The sequence below is a fragment of the Marinimicrobium koreense genome (assembly GCF_003762925.1).
GTDB classification, from domain to species: Bacteria; Pseudomonadota; Gammaproteobacteria; order Pseudomonadales; family Cellvibrionaceae; genus Marinimicrobium; species Marinimicrobium koreense.
Window position 1 is genome coordinate 44,133 of the sequence record NZ_RJUK01000002.1, and the last position, 20,349, is coordinate 64,481.

Annotated in this window: 18 protein-coding genes; 11 read left to right on the forward strand and 7 right to left on the reverse strand. The window is 58.9% G+C overall.

Annotated elements, in window-relative coordinates:
* From EDC38_RS12815 to EDC38_RS12825, 3 genes are all read left to right on the forward strand, one after another.
* The gene (locus tag EDC38_RS12815; RefSeq protein ID WP_123638985.1) at window positions 1-3,138 is read left to right on the forward strand and encodes an efflux RND transporter permease subunit; all 3,138 of its coding nucleotides are present in this window, start codon (window positions 1-3) and stop codon (window positions 3,136-3,138) included.
* Entirely contained in the window at window positions 3,131-4,540 is a 1,410-nt protein-coding gene (locus EDC38_RS12820; protein WP_123638986.1) for an efflux transporter outer membrane subunit, read from the forward strand. The genes EDC38_RS12815 and EDC38_RS12820 overlap by 8 nt, the downstream gene beginning before the upstream one ends.
* Before the next feature lie 185 nt (window positions 4,541-4,725).
* Complete coding sequence (locus tag EDC38_RS12825; protein WP_123638987.1) at window positions 4,726-6,585, forward strand: DUF3413 domain-containing protein; 1,860 nt, start codon at window positions 4,726-4,728, stop codon at window positions 6,583-6,585.
* Between the two features lie 16 nt (window positions 6,586-6,601).
* Here the strand turns inward: EDC38_RS12825 and EDC38_RS12830 are convergent, their stop codons facing one another.
* Genes EDC38_RS12830 through EDC38_RS12840 form a run of 3 tightly spaced genes read right to left on the reverse strand, consistent with a single transcriptional unit; the run spans window position 6,602 to window position 9,080 of the window.
* Complete coding sequence (locus EDC38_RS12830; protein WP_123639264.1) at window positions 6,602-7,096, reverse strand: YgjV family protein; 495 nt, start codon at window positions 7,094-7,096, stop codon at window positions 6,602-6,604.
* Window positions 7,097-7,117: 21 nt separating this feature from the next.
* Window positions 7,118-7,957: an S-formylglutathione hydrolase gene (gene fghA / locus EDC38_RS12835; protein ID WP_123638988.1), complete on the reverse strand. Its 840-nt coding sequence runs from the start codon at window positions 7,955-7,957 to the stop codon at window positions 7,118-7,120.
* A gap of 10 nt (window positions 7,958-7,967) precedes the next feature.
* Window positions 7,968-9,080: an S-(hydroxymethyl)glutathione dehydrogenase/class III alcohol dehydrogenase gene (locus tag EDC38_RS12840; RefSeq protein WP_123638989.1), complete on the reverse strand. Its 1,113-nt coding sequence runs from the start codon at window positions 9,078-9,080 to the stop codon at window positions 7,968-7,970.
* A 139-nt stretch (window positions 9,081-9,219) separates the two neighbouring features.
* On the opposite strand from EDC38_RS12840, the gene EDC38_RS12845 reads away from it, so the two are divergent.
* Together EDC38_RS12845 and EDC38_RS12850 are read left to right on the forward strand one after the other, a co-directional pair.
* Entirely contained in the window at window positions 9,220-9,999 is a 780-nt protein-coding gene (locus tag EDC38_RS12845) for a 4'-phosphopantetheinyl transferase family protein (RefSeq protein WP_123638990.1), read from the forward strand.
* A gap of 146 nt (window positions 10,000-10,145) precedes the next feature.
* Complete coding sequence (locus tag EDC38_RS12850) at window positions 10,146-11,678, forward strand: alpha-N-arabinofuranosidase (RefSeq protein WP_123638991.1); 1,533 nt, start codon at window positions 10,146-10,148, stop codon at window positions 11,676-11,678.
* Between the two features lie 104 nt (window positions 11,679-11,782).
* Here EDC38_RS12850 and EDC38_RS12855 read toward each other — a convergent pair whose 3' ends face one another.
* A complete protein-coding gene (locus EDC38_RS12855; protein ID WP_123638992.1) occupies window positions 11,783-12,499 on the reverse strand; it encodes a DUF6445 family protein in 717 nt (238 codons plus the stop codon).
* Between the two features lie 107 nt (window positions 12,500-12,606).
* Between EDC38_RS12855 and EDC38_RS12860 the strand changes: the two genes are divergently transcribed.
* A complete protein-coding gene (locus EDC38_RS12860; protein WP_123638993.1) occupies window positions 12,607-13,341 on the forward strand; it encodes a DUF1499 domain-containing protein in 735 nt (244 codons plus the stop codon).
* A gap of 75 nt (window positions 13,342-13,416) precedes the next feature.
* Window positions 13,417-13,896 carry a DUF6231 family protein gene (locus EDC38_RS12865; protein WP_123638994.1) on the forward strand — a complete coding sequence of 160 codons (480 nt, stop codon included), beginning with the start codon at window positions 13,417-13,419 and terminating at the stop codon, window positions 13,894-13,896.
* 5 nt (window positions 13,897-13,901) lie between these two features.
* On the opposite strand, the gene EDC38_RS12870 is transcribed toward EDC38_RS12865, so the two are convergent.
* Window positions 13,902-15,071, reverse strand: a complete 1,170-nt coding sequence (locus tag EDC38_RS12870; RefSeq protein ID WP_170162927.1) for a GGDEF domain-containing protein — start codon at window positions 15,069-15,071, stop codon at window positions 13,902-13,904.
* A gap of 224 nt (window positions 15,072-15,295) precedes the next feature.
* Window positions 15,296-15,490 (reverse strand): hypothetical protein, encoded by a 195-nt coding sequence (locus EDC38_RS12875; RefSeq protein WP_123638996.1) that lies wholly within the window; start codon window positions 15,488-15,490, stop codon window positions 15,296-15,298.
* 40 nt (window positions 15,491-15,530) lie between these two features.
* Here EDC38_RS12875 and EDC38_RS12880 point away from each other — a divergent pair, with 40 nt between their 5' ends.
* The 4 genes from EDC38_RS12880 to EDC38_RS12900 all read left to right on the forward strand — a co-directional run bounded on the left by EDC38_RS12880 (window position 15,531) and on the right by EDC38_RS12900 (window position 17,964).
* Entirely contained in the window at window positions 15,531-16,487 is a 957-nt protein-coding gene (locus tag EDC38_RS12880) for a histone deacetylase family protein (RefSeq protein WP_123638997.1), read from the forward strand.
* Between the two features lie 208 nt (window positions 16,488-16,695).
* On the forward strand, window positions 16,696-16,965 hold the full coding sequence (locus EDC38_RS12885) for a DUF2933 domain-containing protein (protein WP_123638998.1): 270 nt from the start codon (window positions 16,696-16,698) through the stop codon (window positions 16,963-16,965).
* Between the two features lie 83 nt (window positions 16,966-17,048).
* Entirely contained in the window at window positions 17,049-17,456 is a 408-nt protein-coding gene (locus EDC38_RS12890) for a hypothetical protein (protein ID WP_123638999.1), read from the forward strand.
* 283 nt (window positions 17,457-17,739) lie between these two features.
* Window positions 17,740-17,964: a hypothetical protein gene (locus EDC38_RS12900; RefSeq protein ID WP_123639001.1), complete on the forward strand. Its 225-nt coding sequence runs from the start codon at window positions 17,740-17,742 to the stop codon at window positions 17,962-17,964.
* On the opposite strand, the gene EDC38_RS12905 is transcribed toward EDC38_RS12900, so the two are convergent.
* A complete protein-coding gene (locus EDC38_RS12905; protein WP_123639002.1) occupies window positions 17,942-20,266 on the reverse strand; it encodes a heavy metal translocating P-type ATPase in 2,325 nt (774 codons plus the stop codon). The genes EDC38_RS12900 and EDC38_RS12905 overlap by 23 nt on opposite strands.
* Window positions 20,267-20,349 lie beyond the last annotated feature (83 nt).

Sequence of the window (20,349 nt, forward strand, 5' to 3'; positions counted from 1 at the left end):
ATGTTGCGCTTCTTTATTGACCGGCCGATTTTCGCGTCGGTCATTTCGATCATCATTATCATCGCGGGGATTGTGTCGCTGCGGGTACTCCCGGTTGAGCAGTATCCGAACGTGGTACCGCCCCAAGTCGTGGTGAGTGCCACCTACCCCGGCGCCAGCGCCGAAGTCTTGGCCGAGTCAGTGGCGGCCCCGCTGGAGCAGGAAATCAACGGTGTGGACGACATGATTTACATGGAGTCCACCAGCACCGATGCCGGCACCCTGCAGGTGTCCATTTCCTTTGCCATGGGCACGGACCCGGACCAGGCGGCGATCAACGTCAACAACCGCGTACAGGCCGCCACGCCGCGCCTGCCCCAGATCGTGCGCGACCTGGGTGTGCGGGTGGAATCGCGCTCGACCAACATCCTGATGGTGGCGGTACTGCACTCCCCGGACGGCAGCCAGAGCACGCTGGATATCAGTAACTATGCCCTGTTGAACGTCCTGGACGAGCTGGTTCGCCTCGAAGGGGTGGGCGACGCTTCGCTGTTTGGTGCCCAGGACTATTCCATGCGCATCTGGCTGGACCCGGCCAAACTGGCGGAATACGACCTGACCACCGCCGAGGTCGCCAACGCCATTCGTGATCAGAACGCGCAGTATGCGGCGGGACGGATCGGGGCGGAACCCTCCCCGGAGGATCAGGCCTTTACCTTCAGTGTTTCAACCCGTGGCCAGTTAGTGGAACCGGAGGAGTTTGAACAGATCGCGCTACGCACCGACAGCCAGGGCGCCAGCCTTCGCCTGAAGGATGTGGCGCGCGTGGAGCTCGGTTCTGAGCGGTACGATTTCTCCGCCACCTACAACGGGGAAGCGGCGGTGCCCATGGGCATCTATCTGCAACCGGGCGCCAACGCACTGGAAACCGCCGAGCGCGTGCACGCGGCGCTGGAAAACATTGCCGATGATTTCCCCGCCGGCATGGCCTACAAAGTGCCCTACGACACCACGGAGTTTGTGCAGGTGTCGGTCAACGAGGTGATTCTGACGCTGCTGATCGCGGTGGTGCTGGTGGTTCTGGTGACCTTCCTGTTCCTGCAGCACATTCGCGCCACCCTGATTCCTGTGGCGGCCATTCCGGTCTCGCTGATCGGCACTTTCGCCGGTATGCAGGCGATGGGTTTCTCGGTAAATATGTTGACCCTGTTCGGGTTGGTGCTGGCCATCGGGATCGTGGTGGACAACGCCATTATCGTGATGGAAAACGTTGAGCGCTTGATTGTCGAGCAGGGGATGAAAGCCCGCGATGCCTCCATCGAAACCATGAAGCAGGTCTCCGGTGCGGTGATCTCCTCCACGCTGGTACTGGTGGCGGTGTTCGCACCGGTGGCCTTCCTGGGTGGCCTCAGCGGTGAGCTGTACCGACAGTTTGCGGTGACCATTGCGGTCTCGGTGGTGGTATCCGGTGTGGTGGCGTTGACCTTGACGCCGGCCATGTGCGCTCTGCTGCTGGATAAAGAACCCCACGATGTCAGCAAGCCCTTCCAGCTGTTCAACAACGCCTTTGAGCGCCTGACCAACGGTTTCGTCAACTTGGTGGGCAAGCTGGTGAAGCACTGGGTTATCGGGCTGGGAATGCTCGCCGTGTTCTGCGCCCTGACTGTGTTCGCCATCGGTCGTCTGCCCTCGGGCCTGGTGCCCCAGGAAGACCAGGGCGTGGCACTCGCTGTGGCTCACCTGCCGCCGGCTTCCGCACTCGGCCGCACCGAAGAGGTTCGGGACCGTTTGGCCAAACAACTGATTGCACTGGACGAAGTGAACGAGTTCACCTCCTTCGCCGGCTTCGACATTGTCGCGGGCTCCCTGCGCAGCAATGCCATGGCGGGCTTTATCAACCTGGCTCCCTGGGATGAACGGGAAGGGGAAGGCCAGGCCGCTTCCGACATCGCCGGCAAGGTGATCGGCATGGGCATGGGTATTCAGGAAGCCAATGTGATTGCCTTTACCCCGCCGCCGATTCAGGGGCTATCGCTGACCGGCGGTGTCGAAGGCTATCTGCAGGTGCGGGACAGTTCCGATCCGAAACGCATCAACGAACTGGCCCAACAAGTCATCGCTGCCGCCAATGCGCGTCCGGAGCTGACCAACGCCCGTAGCACGCTCGATACCAGCATTCCGCGCTTCCACGCCGAAGTGGATCGGGAGAAAGCCCGGGCCATGGGCGTGCCGGTAAACGAAGTGTTCAGCACCCTGCAGGCGACCATGGGCTCCTCTTACATCAACGACTTCTCTTATCAGGGGCGTCTGTGGCGGGTGAACATGCAGGCCGAGGGCGAGTACCGCAACCAGGCCGACGACCTGCGTCATATTTACGTGCGCTCTAACAGTGGCGAGCGGATTCCACTGAGCTCGCTGGTTACTCTGGAGCGCACCGCCGGGGCCGATATCATCAACCGCTTCAACATCTATCCGGCGGCCAAACTGATGGCCGACCCGGCGCCGGGCTTTACCACCGGCCAGGCCAAGACCGCTCTGGAAGCGGTGGTGAACGACATCGGTCAGACCGCCAACATTCAACTTGGCTGGACCGGCGAGGCCTACCAGTTGGATGCCGCCGCCGGTTCCGCCACCGCCGCCTTCGGTATGGCGCTGTTGATGGTGTTTCTGATTCTCGCCGCACAGTACGAGCGTCTGACGCTGCCGATTGCCGTGGCTACCGCCATTCCCTTCGGGGTTCTCGGAGCGGCACTGTCATCGCTGTTGCGCGGCTACCCGAATGACATTTACTTCCAGGTGGGTCTGCTGGTGCTGATCGGTCTGGCGGCGAAGAACGCCATTCTGATTGTCGAGTTCGCCGCGCAGAACCGCCGTGAAGGCATGAGCTCCACCGAAGCGGCCATGACCGCCGCCCGGCAGCGTTTCCGCGCCATCATTATGACCGCCGCGACCTTTATCATCGGTTCGCTGCCCCTGGTATTCGCCACCGGTGCCGGCGCCGCAAGTCGCCAGGAGATCGGTACCGTCGTGGTCGGCGGGATGGTGCTGGCCAGTTCGCTGGCGCTGCTGTTCGTACCGCTGACGTACAAAGTATTGGAAGATCTGGTGACCTGGAATGAAAACCGCAAACAACGTAATGGAGGTGAGCACAATGCGTAAATTCACCTCATTGGCCGCTGCCATCGCCCTGCTCACCGGCTGCGCACTGGGCCCGGATTATCAGGCCCGGACACCGGACCTGCCCGATCAGTGGCCCGAGCACGAGTTGCTCGGGCAAGACACCGGCGACTGGCAACAGTGGTGGACCCGCTTCGACGACGCCACGCTGAATGCGCTGGTCGAGCGAGCGCTGAATGACAACCTCAACTTGCAAGTGCAGATTCAGCGGATAGAGCAGGCACGGGCCGAACTGGGACTGAGTAACGCCAATCGCTGGCCGTCGTTGAGCGCTCAGGCCAACGCCACCCGCGAGCGAACGCCGGAAACGGTGTCACAAACTGGCACTGAATACATCAGCGAAAGGTACGCCGTAAACGGCGTACTCAGTTACGAGCTGGACCTGTGGGGCCGTCTGGCGCGCGAGCGCGAAGCGGCCAGCGCACTGCTGGCGCAATCGGTGTTTGGCACCGAAGCGGTACGCCTGAACCTGATCACCGACGTGGTCACCACCTACTTCAACCTGCGCGCCGCCGAGCAGCAACTGGCGATCACCCGGGAAACACTGGGAACGCGCGAGGAAACACTCGTTTTGGAAGAAGTGCGCTATGAAAGTGGCGCGAGCAACCCACTGAGCATTCGCCAGGCGCGCGCCTCGCTGGAAAGTACCCGCGCCCGCCTGCCACAGCAGGAGCAGCGCGTACACGAGCTGCGCAGTGCCCTGGCCATGCTGGTGGGCTACAGTCCCCGGGAGTTGTTGAGTGAACTGAATTTCGGTGACGCCAAGTTGACCGAAATCGAGCTGCCCGACAGCGTACCGGCGGTATTGCCCTCAGAGTTGCTGCAACGTCGCCCGGATATTCGCGCGGCGGAAGAGGCCCTGGTGGCGGCCAATGCCCGCGTGGGTGTGGCCAAAGCCCAGCGTTTTCCCAGTCTCAACCTCCAGGCGTTGGGCGGCAGCGTAGCGCTCGACAGCGACAACCTGTTCACCGCGCCCGCGGAAATGTGGAGTGTGGGCGCCAACCTCGCCGGCCCACTGTTTGATTTTGGCCGCACCCGTTCGCGGATAGAAAGCGCCGAGGCGCAACTTGCCCAGGCCGAAGCGCAATACCAATTGGCGATTACCAATGGCTTTCGTGACGCCCGGGATGCCCTGGTCATTTATCAAACCTCCGACCGTCGTGTAGAGGCGGTGCGTCGCCAGGCCGAAGCGATCGAGGAAACGCTTGAGCTGGCGGAGTTGCAATACGAAGCCGGGAGTATCGGCTTTTACGAGTTGCTAGACGCACAGCGCGGTTTGCTCGACGCGGAGTTGACGTTGAGTCAGGCAATGAGTGACCGGCTGGCGGCGACGGCGACGTTGTTTAAAGCGATGGGGGGCGGTTGGAGTATGCCGCGGTCGTAACGAAGTTTGGGTAACGGCGGATGCGTGCTTCGCACTTATCCGCCCTACGGATAGAACCGCAGTTGGCGCAGTGCATCCGCCGTAACCCCATACACTTTTTTACGATCGCATTCTGCGCTTTCTGTTAGATTGAATTGTAAACGACCCTCCTGAAGAAAACCGCCGCATACAGCAAGGAGCTTTACGTGCCATCCCTCTTCCGATACCGCCGTCCGTTGCGCGAACGCGTCCGATGGGCGGGCTGGTTTATTGTCGCCAACAGCCTGATTGCGTTGCTGATCGGTTTTCGTTATCTGCCCTGGATGACCGTGGCGGACACCACCACCGGACTCTACGTAGCCCTGGCGATGATTGCCCAGTTTTCCCTGTTGGCCTGGCTGTTTGGTCTGCCGCTGCTCCTGCTGACACTGATTCTGCCGCAGTCATTATTGCGTCCGACAGCCATCGTCATCGGCACCGCTGGCGTTGCTTTGCTGCTGCTCGACACCGTGGTTTACCACCAATTCCGTTTTCACCTGTCGGGTTTTGTGTTCGAACTGATTGTTGGCGGTGGCACCGAAATATTTTCATTTTCCTGGCAGACCTGGGCGGTGGGCGGCATCGCCATTGTCGCGCTCGCTTTGTTGCAATGGAGTCTGGCTCGTCGCTTTTGGATTTTGACGCCACGCCGCTATCTTTGGGTACCTCTCACCCTACTGGTAACCAGCCAACTGCTGGCTCACGGTTGGAATGCCTGGGCGGATGCCCACTACGATCATCGCATCACCCGCGTCGCGCGCCATTTGCCGCTTTATCACGCAGCGACCGCCAAGCGTTTTTTTGCCCGCCACGGTTGGGTTGACCCTCAGGCCGTGCGGGAAGCTGCGGTGGTCGAACAAATGAGTGCACCCGACGGCCGGGGCGCACTGAACTATCCAACGGCAGCGCTCCAGTGCACGACACCCGAGCAGCTCCCCAACATCCTGGTGATTGCCGTGGACTCCCTGCGCTGGGATATGCTGGATCCGCGCTGGATGCCCAACACCACCCGCTTTGCGGAGTCGGCACAGGTATTCACTGATCACTACAGCAATGGCAACGCCACCAAGCCGGGCATATTCACCCTGTTTTACGGGTTACCGGCCAGCTATTGGGACGCGTTTTCCGCCCACCAGGTCCCGCCAGTATTGATTCAACGCATGCAGTCCCTCGGGTACCAATCCCAAATACTCAGCTCGGCCACGCTGGTGAGCCCGGCCTTCGACCGTAATGTGTTTTCATCCATTAAAGAACTCCGCCTGAAAACACCGGGGGACACTTCCTGGCAGCGCGATCAACAGATCACTCAAGACTGGCTGGATTTTCTCGACAGGCGTTCGTCCCATGACAACAGCTCACCCTTTTTCGGGTTCCTGTTCTACGATGCGCCGCACTCCTATCAGGTCCCGCCCGATTACCCGCGTATCGAACCTTACTGGGAATCCGTAAACCAATTGGCGTTGGACGATGAATTCGACCCCGAACCCTATTTCAACGTATACAAAACCACGGTACGTTTTGTCGACGACCAGATTCATCGGGTTCTGGCCGACCTGTCAAAACGCCAGCTCATGGAAGACACCCTCGTCGTCATCACCTCAGATCATGGTCAGGAATTTAACGACAACGGGATGAACTATTGGGGTCACGGCAGCAATTTCTCACGCTACCAACTCCAGGTTCCACTGGTCATCCATTGGCCCGGCAAGGCGCCCAGTGTCGTTGAACACCGGACCGAGCACTTCGACCTCGCGCCCACCCTGCTGACCGACGTGCTCGGGTGTTCCCAAAGTGCGACCGAGAGCTATTCGAGCGGTGAACACCTCTATACCCCTCACGACAAAAAATGGAGTATCGCGCACAGTTACATGAACGCGGCCTTTCTGACCGAGGAGCTCCAGCTGGTGAGTTACCCGTCGGGCGGAATGGAAATGCTGAGCACCCAGCTGCAGCCGATAGACGATGCCCCCTTACCGATGGAGCTGATCAAACGGGCGCTGAAGGAGCAGTCCCGGTTTTACCCTTGAACCACGAGGCCTGGAGCTACCGACGTTTGGCCAACCACAAGCGGATGATGGTGCTGGAGTTGACACTGATCAGCGTCACTTCCAGCAGGGTGCCCCCAATCGAGCCGACCGCGATGTTATTGGCCAACCAGAAACAGGCGCCCACCAGGAAGGCCAGGCGCATCTGAATACCGGTCAGGCAGAACAGCGCATAGGTGCCGATACAGGCGCCAATCACCGGCAGCCAGTCCAGTGGTTTTTCGACCAGCCACCACCCCAGCGCCACACTGAAGGCGATAAACAGCCACGCCACCAAACGCGAACTCGTTTTCAGGGACAGTCCGGTGCGCACCACCGACAAAAATGAGCTCAGTACCGCCGTTGGCGCACCGATCAGCGCAAAGTGCAGGCAATTATTGAACTGCAGCACGAACATGAACACTTTCAGCTTGCGATCGTCTTTCTGAAAAAAACAGTAGACGCCCAAGCCATAGCTGACCAACCCGAGCAGTTGGCCAACGGTATAGATCACATCACCCAAGGGCCTGGCACCTTAATCAAACAGCTGTGCATGAAAGCGCAGGTGATCTTCAATAAAGCTGGCGATAAAGAAGTAGCTATGATCGTAGCCCGGCTGCATCCGCATCGTAAGCGGAGCGCCCGCCCCTTCAGCAGCAATTTCCAGCGCCTCAGGCTTTAGCTGCTCCTGCAGAAAGTTGTCCGCATCCCCCTGGTCCACCAACAGGGGAAGCGCGCAGCCTTTGGCTTTGAGCAGCTCGCTGGCATCGTATTCACGCCAGGTCGACTCGTCGTCGCCTAGATACCGACCGAGGGCCTTCTGTCCCCAGGGACAATTGATCGGATTGCTGATCGGGGCAAAGGCGGAGATGGAGCTATACCGCTCGGGGTTGCGCAGCCCCACCACCAGCGCGCCGTGGCCACCCATGGAGTGACCGCTGATAGCGCGTTGGTCCGTGACCGGAAACTCACGCTCGATCAGCTGCGGCAACTCGTGCACCACGTAGTCGTACATCTGATAGTGCGTTTTCCAGGGTGCCTGGGTGGCGTTGACATAAAAGCCCGCGCCCAACCCGAAGTCGTAACTGCCCTCGGGGTCGTCCGGCACCGCCTCGCCACGAGGGCTGGTGTCGGGGGCGACGATCGCCACCCCCAGCTCGGCCGCGACCCGCTGGGCGCCGGCTTTGTGCATAAAGTTTTCATCGGTACAGGTCAAACCCGACAGCCAGTACACCACCGGCACTTTGCGCTCCTCGGCCTGGGGCGGCAGAAAGATCGCAAAGCGCATAGTGCAGTTGAGTACCTCGGAGGCGTGGCTGTACTGCTGGTTCCAACCGCCGAAACTCTTGTTGCTACTGAGCCGCTCCAATGTCATATCAAGCTCCTTAAAAGTGAATGACGCTGCGGATGCTTTCGCCCTTGTGCATCAGATCAAAGGCGTCGTTGATTTTTTCCAGCGGCATGGTGTGGGTAATGAAGTCATCCAGCTTGAAATCGCCGCGCATGTACTGCTCGACAATGCCCGGCAACTCGCTGCGCCCCTTGACACCACCAAAGGCGGAGCCGCGCCATACCCGGCCGGTGACCAACTGGAACGGTCGAGTACTGATCTCCTGGCCGGCACCGGCAACACCGATAATCACCGACTCACCCCAGCCCTTGTGGCAGCACTCCAGCGCCGAGCGCATGACGTTCACATTGCCGATGCACTCGAACGAGTAGTCCACACCGCCGTCGGTCAGATCAATAATCACTTCCTGAATGGGCTTATCGTAATCTTTCGGGTTGATACAGTCCGTGGCACCGAGTTTTTTCGCCAGCTCGAACTTCCGCTCGTTGATATCGATGGCGATGATCCGCCCGGCCTTGGCCATGGTCGAGCCGATGATGGCCGACAGGCCAATGCCGCCGAGGCCAAAAATCGCCACCGTCGAGCCCGGTTCCACCTTGGCGGTATTGAGCACCGCGCCCATACCGGTAGTCACACCGCAGCCGAGCAGACACACCTCTTCCAGAGGGGCTTCCTTGTTGACCTTGGCCAGGGAAATTTCCGGCAACACAGTGTATTCGGAAAAGGTGGAGCACCCCATATAATGATGGATCGGCTGGCCGTCTTTGTAGAACCGGGAGGTGCCATCGGGCATGACCCCTTTGCCCTGGGTTGCCCGGATTTTGCCGCACAGGTTGGTTTTTCCGGATTTGCAGAATTTGCACTCGCCGCACTCCGGGGTGTAGAGCGGGATGACATGATCGCCCACCGCGATGCCGGTCACGCCCTCACCGACCTGCTCCACAATGCCGCCGCCCTCGTGGCCCAGGATGGCCGGCCAGTTGCCCTCTGGATCTTCCCCGGAGAGGGTAAACGCATCGGTGTGGCACACCCCGGAGGCGACCACCCGCACCAGAACTTCGCCGGCCTTGGGCGGCATCACATCGACTTCTTCAATCGTCAGGGGTTTGCCGGGGCCCCAGGCCACGGCAGCGCGAGATTTGATCATGCTTTCCTCCAAAATGGATGATTCGGGGTATTACTGGGTATTTTTACCCGAGGGATTACGCTCAATCCCCGGTAACGGTTGCTATTGCCGTGTTAGGCTCCTATAACGTTAACAGGTAACCCACCCACGGATTGAGTCTATGATTCTGCAGCCCCACAACATTGTTCACCTTTGGCTCATTGATCAACGCAGCGTTCACCTGGATGACCAGCGAGACACCTTTGAGCAATGGTTGAGTGAGGACGAGCTCGATGGCCTGAAACACTATTCCCGCCCCGAGCTTCGTGACGAGCAACTGATTACCCGTGCGGGGCTGCGCAGCAGTCTTTCCCAATACTCCGACAGCATTCCACCCAAACGCTGGCAATTCGAGCGTAGTGAGCGTGGCAAGCCCCGACTGAGCGACGACTCGCCCATGTCCGAGCTGAGCTTCAACCTCAGCCACAGCGGCGACTGGCTGGCCATCGGCATCACGGTCGACAACCTGATTGGTGTGGACCTGCAGCTGCGGCACCATCAAAAGCCCCTGACCGAGCTGGCTGAGCGGTTCTTTTCCGCACCCGAGGCCGAGGAACTGGCCAACCTCCCCGAACCCCGGCAAAGCGAGCACTTCTTTCGGCTCTGGACCCTCAAGGAGGCGTACCTGAAAGCCCGGGGGCTGGGCATCGCCCACGGTCTGGACAAGGCCCGCTTTCACATCGACAACAACGGCCTGATTACAGCGGAATTTGACGACAGTCTGAAAGATGACCCTCATGACTGGCAGTTCCACCACTATGAACTGGACGATGATTACTGTCTGTCCCTCGCCCTGAAGCAACACCGGGCCCAGGACGCATCGACCCACTTCTACAAGCTCATTCCCGGCGGTCATGTCGAGCCACTGGAGTGCATCGGCCACCAGATACAGATTCAGTAAAACACAAAACCCGACGCCCCGGAATTCCGGGGGCGACTCCGGGTGTAAAGGACCGTAAAGACTCGCCAAGGCCTTTTGTCGTATGATACTTTATTATAGATTGACTATAACCCTCTGACCATAACCAATAGCCCAAGGGATAGCCTATGAAACTCCTGAGCTCTTTCCTGCTGTCCGCCACCCTGGCCATGCCAGCGGTCGCCGTCAGCACCCATAAAATGTCTGTCGATACCGACGAAAGCGCGGGCATCATCAGCAAACACATCTACGGTCACTTCGCCGAACACCTGGGCCGGGGCATCTACGATGGTCTCTGGAAGCAGGATGAAAACGGCGACTACATCATCCGCGATGATGTGATCGATGCCCTGAAAGACCTGGGTATCCCCAACCTGCGCTGGCCCGGCGGCTGCTTCGCCGACTACTACTTCTGGGAGGACGGCATCGGCCCGAAAGAGCAGCGTCCCTCAGTGGTGAACAACCTCTGGGGTGGTGTGACCGAAGACAACTCCGTGGGCACCCACGAGTTCATGGACCTGGTGGCCGAGCTGGAAACCGACCCCATTGTGGTGGGCAACGTCGGTAGCGGCACAGTGGAAGACATGGCCAACTGGTGGCAGTACGTCAACCACCCGGGCGAAAGCCCCATGTCCAAGCTGCGCGCCGAGAATGGCCGCGCCGAACCCTGGAACGTCGAGTACTGGGGCGTGGGCAATGAAAGCTGGGGTTGCGGCGGCAACATGCGCCCCGAGTATTACGCCGACCTCTACCGGCGCTTTGCCACCTTCCTGCACCCCTATGAAAACGTAAAGCCCTTCCGCATCGCCGCTGGCGCCGCCGGGGCCGACTACAACTGGACGGATGTGGTCATGGAGCGCGCCGGTGACATGATCGACGGGCTCGACCTGCACCACTACACCATCCAGGGTTCGTGGACCACCAAAAAAGGTGAGGCCGTCAACTTTGATGAAAGCGACTGGTTCGAGCTGATGGACCGCGCCATCGAAATGGACGAGATCATCACCGGTCACAAGAAGATGATGGACAAGCACGACCCCGAGAAGCGTGTGTGGCTGATCGTGGGCGAATGGGGTACCTGGCACGAGCAGGAAGAAGGCTCCATCCCGGGTTTCCTGTACCAGCAGAACACCCTGCGCGACGCGCTGACCGCCTCGGTGACACTGGACATTTTCCACCAGCACCTGGACCGGGTGAAGATGGCCAACATCGCCCAGACCGTGAATGTCCTTCAGGCGATGATTCTGACCGATGGTGAGAAAATGCTGCTGACCCCGACCTACCATGTGTTCGACATGTACAAGGTACATCGGGATGCGGTGGCTCTGCCGATCAAGCTGAACAAAGGCAAGTACCGTTACGAGGGTGAGAGCCTCCCGGCTCTGAGCGCCACCGCGTCGCGGGACAAAGACGGCCGCACCCACATCAGCCTGACCAACATTGATCCCAATGAGGCACGCACCGTTGAGATCGATCTGAAAGGGATGGACGTGAGTGCCGTGAAGTTCGGCCGGATTCTGACCGCCGAGGCGATGAACGCCCACAACACCTTCGACAACCCGAACAATCTGGTACCGGTAAGCTTTGACGGCGCCCGGGTTGAGAAAGGCAAGTTGATTGTGGAGATGCCGGCGAAGTCGTTGGTGACCCTGGAGCTGTAACGTCAGACTTGGGTGACGGCGGATGCGCTGCGCTTATCCGCCCTACGCGCATTTATACCGCTGCGCTCGGCCGTAGGGCGGATAAGCCGAAGGCGCATCCGCCGTTACCCATTCAACAAAAACGTATTGATCGACAACCGGCCCTTCACGGGGTCGGTGTCAAAATCGAACCCCGCCGCAATATTCCCCGAATGCAGACTCGTGCACCGGTACAACAGTAGCCGGTTGAACGCCGCCTCATAAGACGCAATGCGCTTGAACTGATCGGTATCGCCGTTGATATAACCCGGTGGCGGCAGCCGCCCGGCTTTGGCATCCGCTTCCAGCGCCCCCAGAAAAGACTCCCGACGGCCCGCGTCCACATATTCAAAACCGGTATCGCGGTGGCGGTAAAACGACGTACCGCCCAGTTCCGGGCCACACAGAAAATGAATCATGGCCAGCTCGGTGGGCCGATTGGAATCAAAGTGCGGGATACGCTGCACCGGGTGCAGATCATCCGGCCGGGTGGTCACCAGAGAGTAGGAGCACTCGACACTGGCAATCTGCCCGGAGTGAATGCCGAACACGCGCTCAATCAGCCCCGGCAGGCTGTTCTGCAATGCCTGATAGTAGCTACCTGGCGCCGCGGCGCGCAGGCCGGGGTAAAAACCGGTGTTGTTGTCGAAGCCCTTTTTCGCCACCGCGTCCTCGCGAAGCGCCCCGGCGCCCAACAGAAAATCATCAATGCAGACCACGGGTTGACGCTCTGCACCCACCTGGTCCACTCTGATCCGGGCTTCGGGGTTAAACTGTACTGAGGGTTCCGGGGACACAGCCATAGACGCCATCCGCTTTGTGATCGAAAATAGGGGCTCTCCGTATTTACCGGAACAGTTTACGTGGTCTTTGATCCGGACAACACCTCTTACAACAACAGGGCGGTTCTATGAAAAAACTACTCGGTATCGTGGCACTCTCAAGCGGCTTTGCGGCGCTGTTTCTGGTATTCATCGCCGGCCCGAGCTTTCGCAATGGCTGGCTGGATCTCGGGCAGGCGTTTACCCTGCTGCGCTGGGGTGCCTATGTGGGTATTGCCAGCGTGCCGCTGATCATCGGCTACGCGATCTGGCGGAAGCCCGAAGGACGATTCACCTCAGCTCTGGCGATTTCCGCCGTGGTGGGGCTGTTCAGCTTTTACCTGCCGTTCAGCCAGTGGCAGACCGCCCAGTCAGTGCCCCCGATTCACGACATCACCACCGACCTCGACAACCCGCCGGCGTTTGTGGCGATACTGCCCTTGCGGGAAAACGCCCCCAACCCGGCGGAGTACGCTGGCGAGAAGACGGCCAAGCAGCAACGTGAGGCCTACCCTGAACTGCAACCCCTGATCGTCGAGCGGCCCGTGGCCGACGTGTTCGAAGCGGCCCAAGCGGTTGTGGAAGGTCAGGCCTGGGATCTGGCCGGCGCCGAACAGCTCGACGATGGCAGCGCCCGGGTGGAAGCCACCGACACCACGCTCTGGTTCGGCTTCAAAGACGACGTGGTAATCCGTATTCAGCCCCATGAAAACGGCAGCCGGGTCGACGTCCGCAGCAAATCCCGCCTGGGCCGCAGCGACGTCGGCGCCAACGCCCGACGCATTGAGCTGTTCATGGAAGAATTGCAGGAAGAGCTCCAGTAGGTCGGATCGGTCCGACGCATCGGAGCGCGCAGCGCGTAATCCAACGCAATACTGACGAACCGAGGCCGCATCGCCATGAAGACCAGCACGCAAGCCATCGCCGCCCTCGTTGACGCCTGCGAGCCCGACTCCATCGTCGCCGTTGGCGAGCAGGCCCAGGCCATTGCCCAACGCTGGCGCGATACCCACGGCCAGTGTCAACTGACCTGTCTGGATGCCGCCGATACCGAACAGGGCCTCAGCCTGCCCCGCACTCAGGACCTGGCCCTGGTCACCGACAGCCTTGAACATCTGAGCCACCCGGCCGGCCAAACCCTTATCGGTCAGTTGCGCAACTACGGCACCCGGCAGATTGGCGTTCTGGTCACTGACGGTGCCGGCTGGAGCCTCACCGATTTCATCGGCCTGGGCTTCCGACGCCAGGCCCGTATCGAGGAAGAGGGGCACAACCAGACGCTCTACACCTACAACATCAGTAACTACAATCACAAGCGGGATTGGAACAATCCGCGCTTCTGGGCCAACCCGGAGATGTGGGGCAAAGCCTGGTGGTAACCCAACTACCAGGATACTTCCACGCGGTTGCGACCAAACTCTTTGGCTTTGTACAACGCCTGATCCACCCGATTGAAAATCTCATCCAGCGTTTCGCCCTGACGTAAGGTGGCGACCCCGAAGCTGGCGGTGATTCGCCCTACCTGCTCGAACTGTTCCTCCGCCAACAGGGCCCGCAGTTTTTCTGCCAGCCCGGCGGCCTCACGCAGCTCGGTATCGCGACAGACCAACACAAACTCCTCGCCGCCCCAGCGGGCAAATAGATCGGTCCCGCGGATATTGTGTTTGACCAGGGAAGAGAGCCCGGTCAGCACCTGATCGCCCACCGCGTGCCCGTAATGATCGTTAATGGTTTTGAAATGATCCACATCCACCATTAACAGTGACAATGGCTTTCCTTCGCGCCGCTCGATGAGGCCCAGCGCAATGGCATCTTCGATCCCCTTGCGGTTAAACGCACCCGTCAGGGGATCCGTCTTTGACTTCTCCTCCAGAGTCCGGCTTCGACTGTCGAGCAGTTGATTGACCTGCATAAGCTCACGTTCACGCGCTTGACGCTGATTCAACTCCTGTTTGAGACGCCAGGTGCGCACTATCAAAAACAGCATCGCAAGCCCCAACCAGGTGCCAACTATAACCTGGTACCAGCGCTCGCTGGAGATCACCTGGCCGGTAAACTCTATTTCAGACAGCGTAAACTCGTGCTTTCCTTCCCGACCGCTGGTACCGGTCTGGACGTCAATCACGACAATATTGTCAAACTGGGGCAGGGCCAGGTTTGGCGGCAGACGGTTGGCCTGAAACCACCAGTTGGCGACAAAAAAGTCCGACATGGAAAGCTCGATCCACTGTCCACCCTCGGCCAGGTCAGCGTTGAACTCAACCTGGTTATACTTTGTACTGTCATTAACGTGCGGTTTACTGTAACGCGGATCGTAGTTCCTCAGATATAACCGGATTGACTGGGTTGGGCCTTTGTAATCCATCCAGAAGCGAACCTGATCGAAGTTGCTCAGGTTCAAGCCGCTATCCCGCTCTTCATCAAGTACCAACTCGAAGCCGCAATACATGTAGGTGTCGCTTTCAGCCAGATTACACACCCAACTCATACCGTTCGGATCGGTAATCTCGGAGGTGGACAAACCACCATTACCAGAGTCATCGTATTTCGCCACAAAGCCGTCGCTGGCATCCAGGGTGATGCTGGTTTGCAGGAGAGGGCGTTCGGCGACAATCGCAATAATTGTGAATATTACTAACAGAAACAGAACAGCTTCTGCCCGGAAAAGGCTTCTTTTTGTTAGTTTCAGCGCTTTTGACGTCATATTCGAATAGTTTTCCATGTTATTTTGATTCGACCCATATAGTCATTACAACCATAGCCGTTTTATTGACTGCTTTACAAGCAGTTTCTTGACACCTCTAGGGTAGCGGTTTTCATCGCAAGATGCTCCCCCACAATGTCGTCAATTTCAACTTTTGTGACTTTGATCAAGGCCGGGCTGGACTCAGCGAGATCAACTGCTTTAGGATCAAAGCCGCTGGACCGCACCGTATCGCTCACTTCCGCATCGCTCGCGCGGTCGGCGGTCATCGTTTCGGCACCGCATGGGTGCCCAACCCGGAGGCAATCCATGCTGGCGACCATCCTCTCCCACCCGAGCTGCCATCGACACCGGATGCCCGACGGCCACCCGGAGTGCCCGGAACGTCTGGATGCCATCAACAATCGCCTCTTGACCAGCGGCCTGGACGGGCTGCTGCTGCACAAGCAGGCGCCGGCGGTCACCCGGGAGCAACTGCTGCGGGTCCATGAGGCGGAATATCTGGACCGTCTGGCCGAGGCGGCCAGAACCCTGGGAGAGGATCAGATTCTGCCCTTCGACACCGATGTCTACCTGAGTCGCGACACCCTGGAGGCCGCCCGGCACGCCGCCGGAGCCGCCGCTTATGGTGTGGACCTGGTGATGGCAGGAGAGACCGATGCGGTCTTCTGCAACGTGCGCCCGCCGGGCCACCACGCCGAGCCGGATCGGGCCATGGGCTTCTGCCTGTACAACAATGTTGCCATCGCCGCCGCCCACGCGCTTGCGCAGCACGGAATGCAACGGATCGCCATCGCCGATTTCGATGTCCACCACGGCAATGGCACCCAGACCATGTTCTATGATGAGCCTCGGGTCTTATTCTGTTCCAGCTTTCAGCACCCCTTCTACCCGGGCACACCTATTGACGTGAAGCGCGACCACATCGTCAATGTGCCACTGCCCGCCACCTGCCGGAGTGAGGAGTTTCGGGCGGCCATCACCGAGCGTTGGCTGCCCGCGCTGAAGCGTTTTCGTCCACAACTCTTACTGATCTCCGCCGGTTTTGACGCCCATGAGGAAGACGATATGTCCTCCATCAGCCTGACTGACCGGGATTACCAGTGGGTGAGCGAACAGCTACGCACTCTGGTGGACCATAGTCACGAGATTGATAATCCGAACGACCACTGCCGGGGCATTGTCTCGACCCTGGAGGGGGGCTATGCGCTGTCAGCCCTGGGGCGCAGCGCCGTGGCCCACATCAAGGCGCTGGCAAAGCTTTAAACCGGGGTCCCTTTGGATACAGCCCCACAGCCCTGTAAGAACAGAGGCAACAATACCCTCCTTACTTATAAGCGGCCAAGTTGACGCAGATCAATGTCGGAGGTTACTCACCGCTCTAGCCTTATCTATAGTAATGGACAAGGGTTTCTTCGGCTGCCTGGCGACCAGACGGCTACTGGGAACGGAAACATCACTATGGAGCAACCCAATGAATGGCAAATCTGGATACTGGACCAGCCTTCACGGCTTGGCAACGCTCGTACTGGTCGGCGCAGCGCTTTACTTTCTATTTGTGGAGCACGGCCCCCATGTCCTCCCCTACCTACCCTATCTGATCATCCTCCTGTGCCCACTCATGCATATTTTAATGCATAAAAGCCATGGTGGGCAGGGTCATGGCGAACAGCACCAACAGGGTGCCGATGAAGCCTATCGCCGTGGCCTGGCAGAAGGCCGAAAGGAAGCTGAAAAACGCTGACTTCAAGTGGCGGCAAGTACATTTAAATTCTGTGATCTCAGCTCAACCCCAACAACGTTGGCTCAATAGATCAGGAGAACATCATGAAACACTTTACTCGGGCACTCACTATTGCGGCCATTCTTGCGGCACCGGTTTTCGCCCAAGAGGCTCCTCAAGCAGACAACCCTATGAAAATGCAGGGTCAGGGAATGCCTGCCATGCATGAGCACATGCAGGAAATGCAAAGGCTCATGAATCAAATCAAGCAAGAGCAAGACCCTCAGAAGCGCCAGCAACTGATGCAGGAGCATATGAACGCCATGCAGTCAGGAATGCAGATGATGCGTGGAGACATGGAAGGTATGGAAGGCATGTCCAAGGGATCGAAGAATATGGAGGAGTGCAACGCCATGATGAACAAGCGCATGGATATGATGCAGATGATGATGGACCAGATGAAAGATCATCAGATGGAATCGAAAAAGTCCAGGGGAAGGGGACATATGTAACGTCATGATCCTATTTAGAATAGGAGCGATTCGAGCAAAGTGCGAACGGACTTGATTGACAGACCATGACACTGTTTCGTGACTCCCAGGGACAGACTGCAGCCGCGACGCTTAACCAGTGCTGTGCCTGCATTACGCTTGATCGGCCAGCCGTCGCCCGCGACATCGCCCTGCAGTTGGGCGCCGAAGACGGCGCAACTGGACCCTGGGCCCACAGGCGCCTTTATGGGCTACGATTTTCACCTGGGGTTGGACGGGCCGCGCCTGATCGAAATTAACACCAATGCAGGAGGAGCTTTGGCAAACGCGGCGCCAATGGTTTTTCAAGCCCGTCGCCGGGCACGGAAGTAAGGGGGTTTACAAAGGCGGCAAACTCACCAAAAGCACCTTCGCCCGGATTCTCGAAAGCGATTATATCGCGCAGGCCTATGTTCCGCCGTCCGAACGCCTGGTCAAGATCATTGACGCATGGATCACGCGATCTTTTAGTGGTCACGCCTTAACTTGACCACCCTTAAACGCAGGGCGTTGACAATGACACTCACCGAGGACAGCGACATAGCCGCCGCCGCAAAAATCGGCGAGAGCAGGATTCCCGCAAACGGGTACAAAACCCCCGCTGCGATGGGTACGCCGGCCGAGTTGTAGATAAAAGCAAAAAACAGATTCTGCCGGATGTTTCGCATGGTCGCCAATGACAGCCGATGGGCTTCTACAATCCCCATAAGGTCGCCCCGCAGCAAGGTAATACCGGCACTTTCAATAGCGACATCGGTTCCTGTGCCCATGGCCACACCGACATCAGCCGTTGCCAGGGCCGGTGCATCATTCACTCCATCGCCCGCCATCACCACCACGCGACCTTCGTCTTTCAGGCGCTGCACAACCTTGCCCTTGTCTTCGGGCAGTACCTCCGCCTCCACCTCATCAATATGCAGCTTTCGAGCAACGGCTTCAGCCGAGGTGCGATTATCCCCAGTCAGCATGACGACCCGGATGCCGTCTTTCTGAAGCGCGGCGATGGCCGCTTCGGTGGTTTCCTTGATCGGATCGGCAATCGCCAGTAAGCCACAGACTTTTCCATCAACGGCGGCAAAGATCACCGTCGCCCCATCTTTGCGCAGCCGTTCGGCCTCCTGATCAAAGTCAGCGGTATCGACCGTTTCCGATTCCATCAACAGGCGATTACCCAGCAATACCCGTTGACCCTCAATAGTGCCGGTGACCCCCTTGCCATTGGGAGAATGGAAATCGTCAGCGTCCGGTAGTTTCAGGCCCATGTCGTTGGCTTTATCGAGAACGGCGTGGGCCAATGGATGCTCACTGCCTTTTTCCAGACCGCCGGCGACGCGCATCAGGTCCTCCTCGGTAAACCCCTCGGCGGGAACGAGCCGGGTCACCTGAGGTTTGCCTTCTGTCAAGGTGCCGGTTTTGTCCACCACCACCGTATCGACTTTTTCCATACGCTCCAGGGCTTCCGCATCGCGGATCAAAACTCCGCTTTGAGCGCCCCGTCCGACACCCACCATGATCGACATGGGCGTCGCCAACCCCAAGGCACAAGGACAGGCAATGATCAACACGCTGACGGCCGCGATCAGCCCGTACGCCATGGATGGCGACGGACCAAAAAGGGACCATGCGACGAACGCAATGAGCGCGATCACAATGACGGCGGGCACAAACCAACTGGACACTTTATCCGCCAGCCCCTGAATCGGAGCCCGGCTGCGCTGGGCGCTGGCGACCATCTGTACAATCTGGGACAGCATGGTGTCACGGCCGACTTTATCGGCTCTCATGATAAAGCTGCCCTGCTGATTGATGCTCCCGCCAATGACCTGGTCACCCGCCTCTTTACTGACCGCCAGAGGTTCGCCGGTCACCATGGACTCATCCACATTTGAGCGCCCCTCCAGCACCTCGCCATCCAACGGCACCTTGTCACCCGGGCGCACTCTCAGGCGATCGCCCACCTTGACCTGGTCGAGCGGCACATCCGCCTCGCTGCCATCATCGTCCAGCTTTCGTGCCGTTGCCGGGGCCAGATCCAACAGGGCCTTGATGGCTCCGGAGGTTTTCTCCCTCGCACGCAGTTCGAGCACCTGCCCGAGCAAGACCAGCACGACGATGACCGCCGCGGCCTCAAAATAAACAGCAACCGCCCCATCGTCCTGGCGAAAAGCCTCCGGAAACACCTGAGGTACCAACGTAGCCACCAGACTGTAAATCAACGCCACACCGGTGCCGATGGCGATCAGGGTAAACATGTTCAGGTTGCGGCTGACGACGGATTTCCAGCCCCGGACAAAGAAGGGCCAGCCACACCAGAGCACCACAGGCGTGGCCAGCACCCCTTGAATCCAATTGGACATCTGCGCCGGAACGATATGATCCAACCCGGTCAGGTGCCCCCCCATTTCGATCACCAGCACGGGTAAGGCCAGCACCAGGCCAACCCAGAACCGACGGGTCATGTCCTTGAGCTCTTCAGAGGGCCCCTCATTCAGGCTCACCTGTTCGGGTTCCAGCGCCATGCCGCAGATGGGACAGTCGCCCGGGCCCGGCTGGCGAATTTCCGGATGCATCGGACAGGTGTACATCGTGCCCGGAGATACTGACTCCTCCTGCGGTGGCGGCTCCCCAAGATATTGCTCTGGATTTTCGTCAAACCGGGACTGACAGCGTGGCGAACAGAAGTACCAGGTTTTCCCCCCTTGTTGACTGCTGTGCTTTGCGGTGTGCGGATCAACGATCATGCCGCAAACGGGGTCCTTTACAGTATGCGGATGGCTGTGCTGCTCACTCATAGTAATCTCCCTTAATGGCAATGAACTCTTAATGGGTTCTCTGATTATAGTGCTGAAGTGAAGGCGAGCCCTGTGGGTTGATC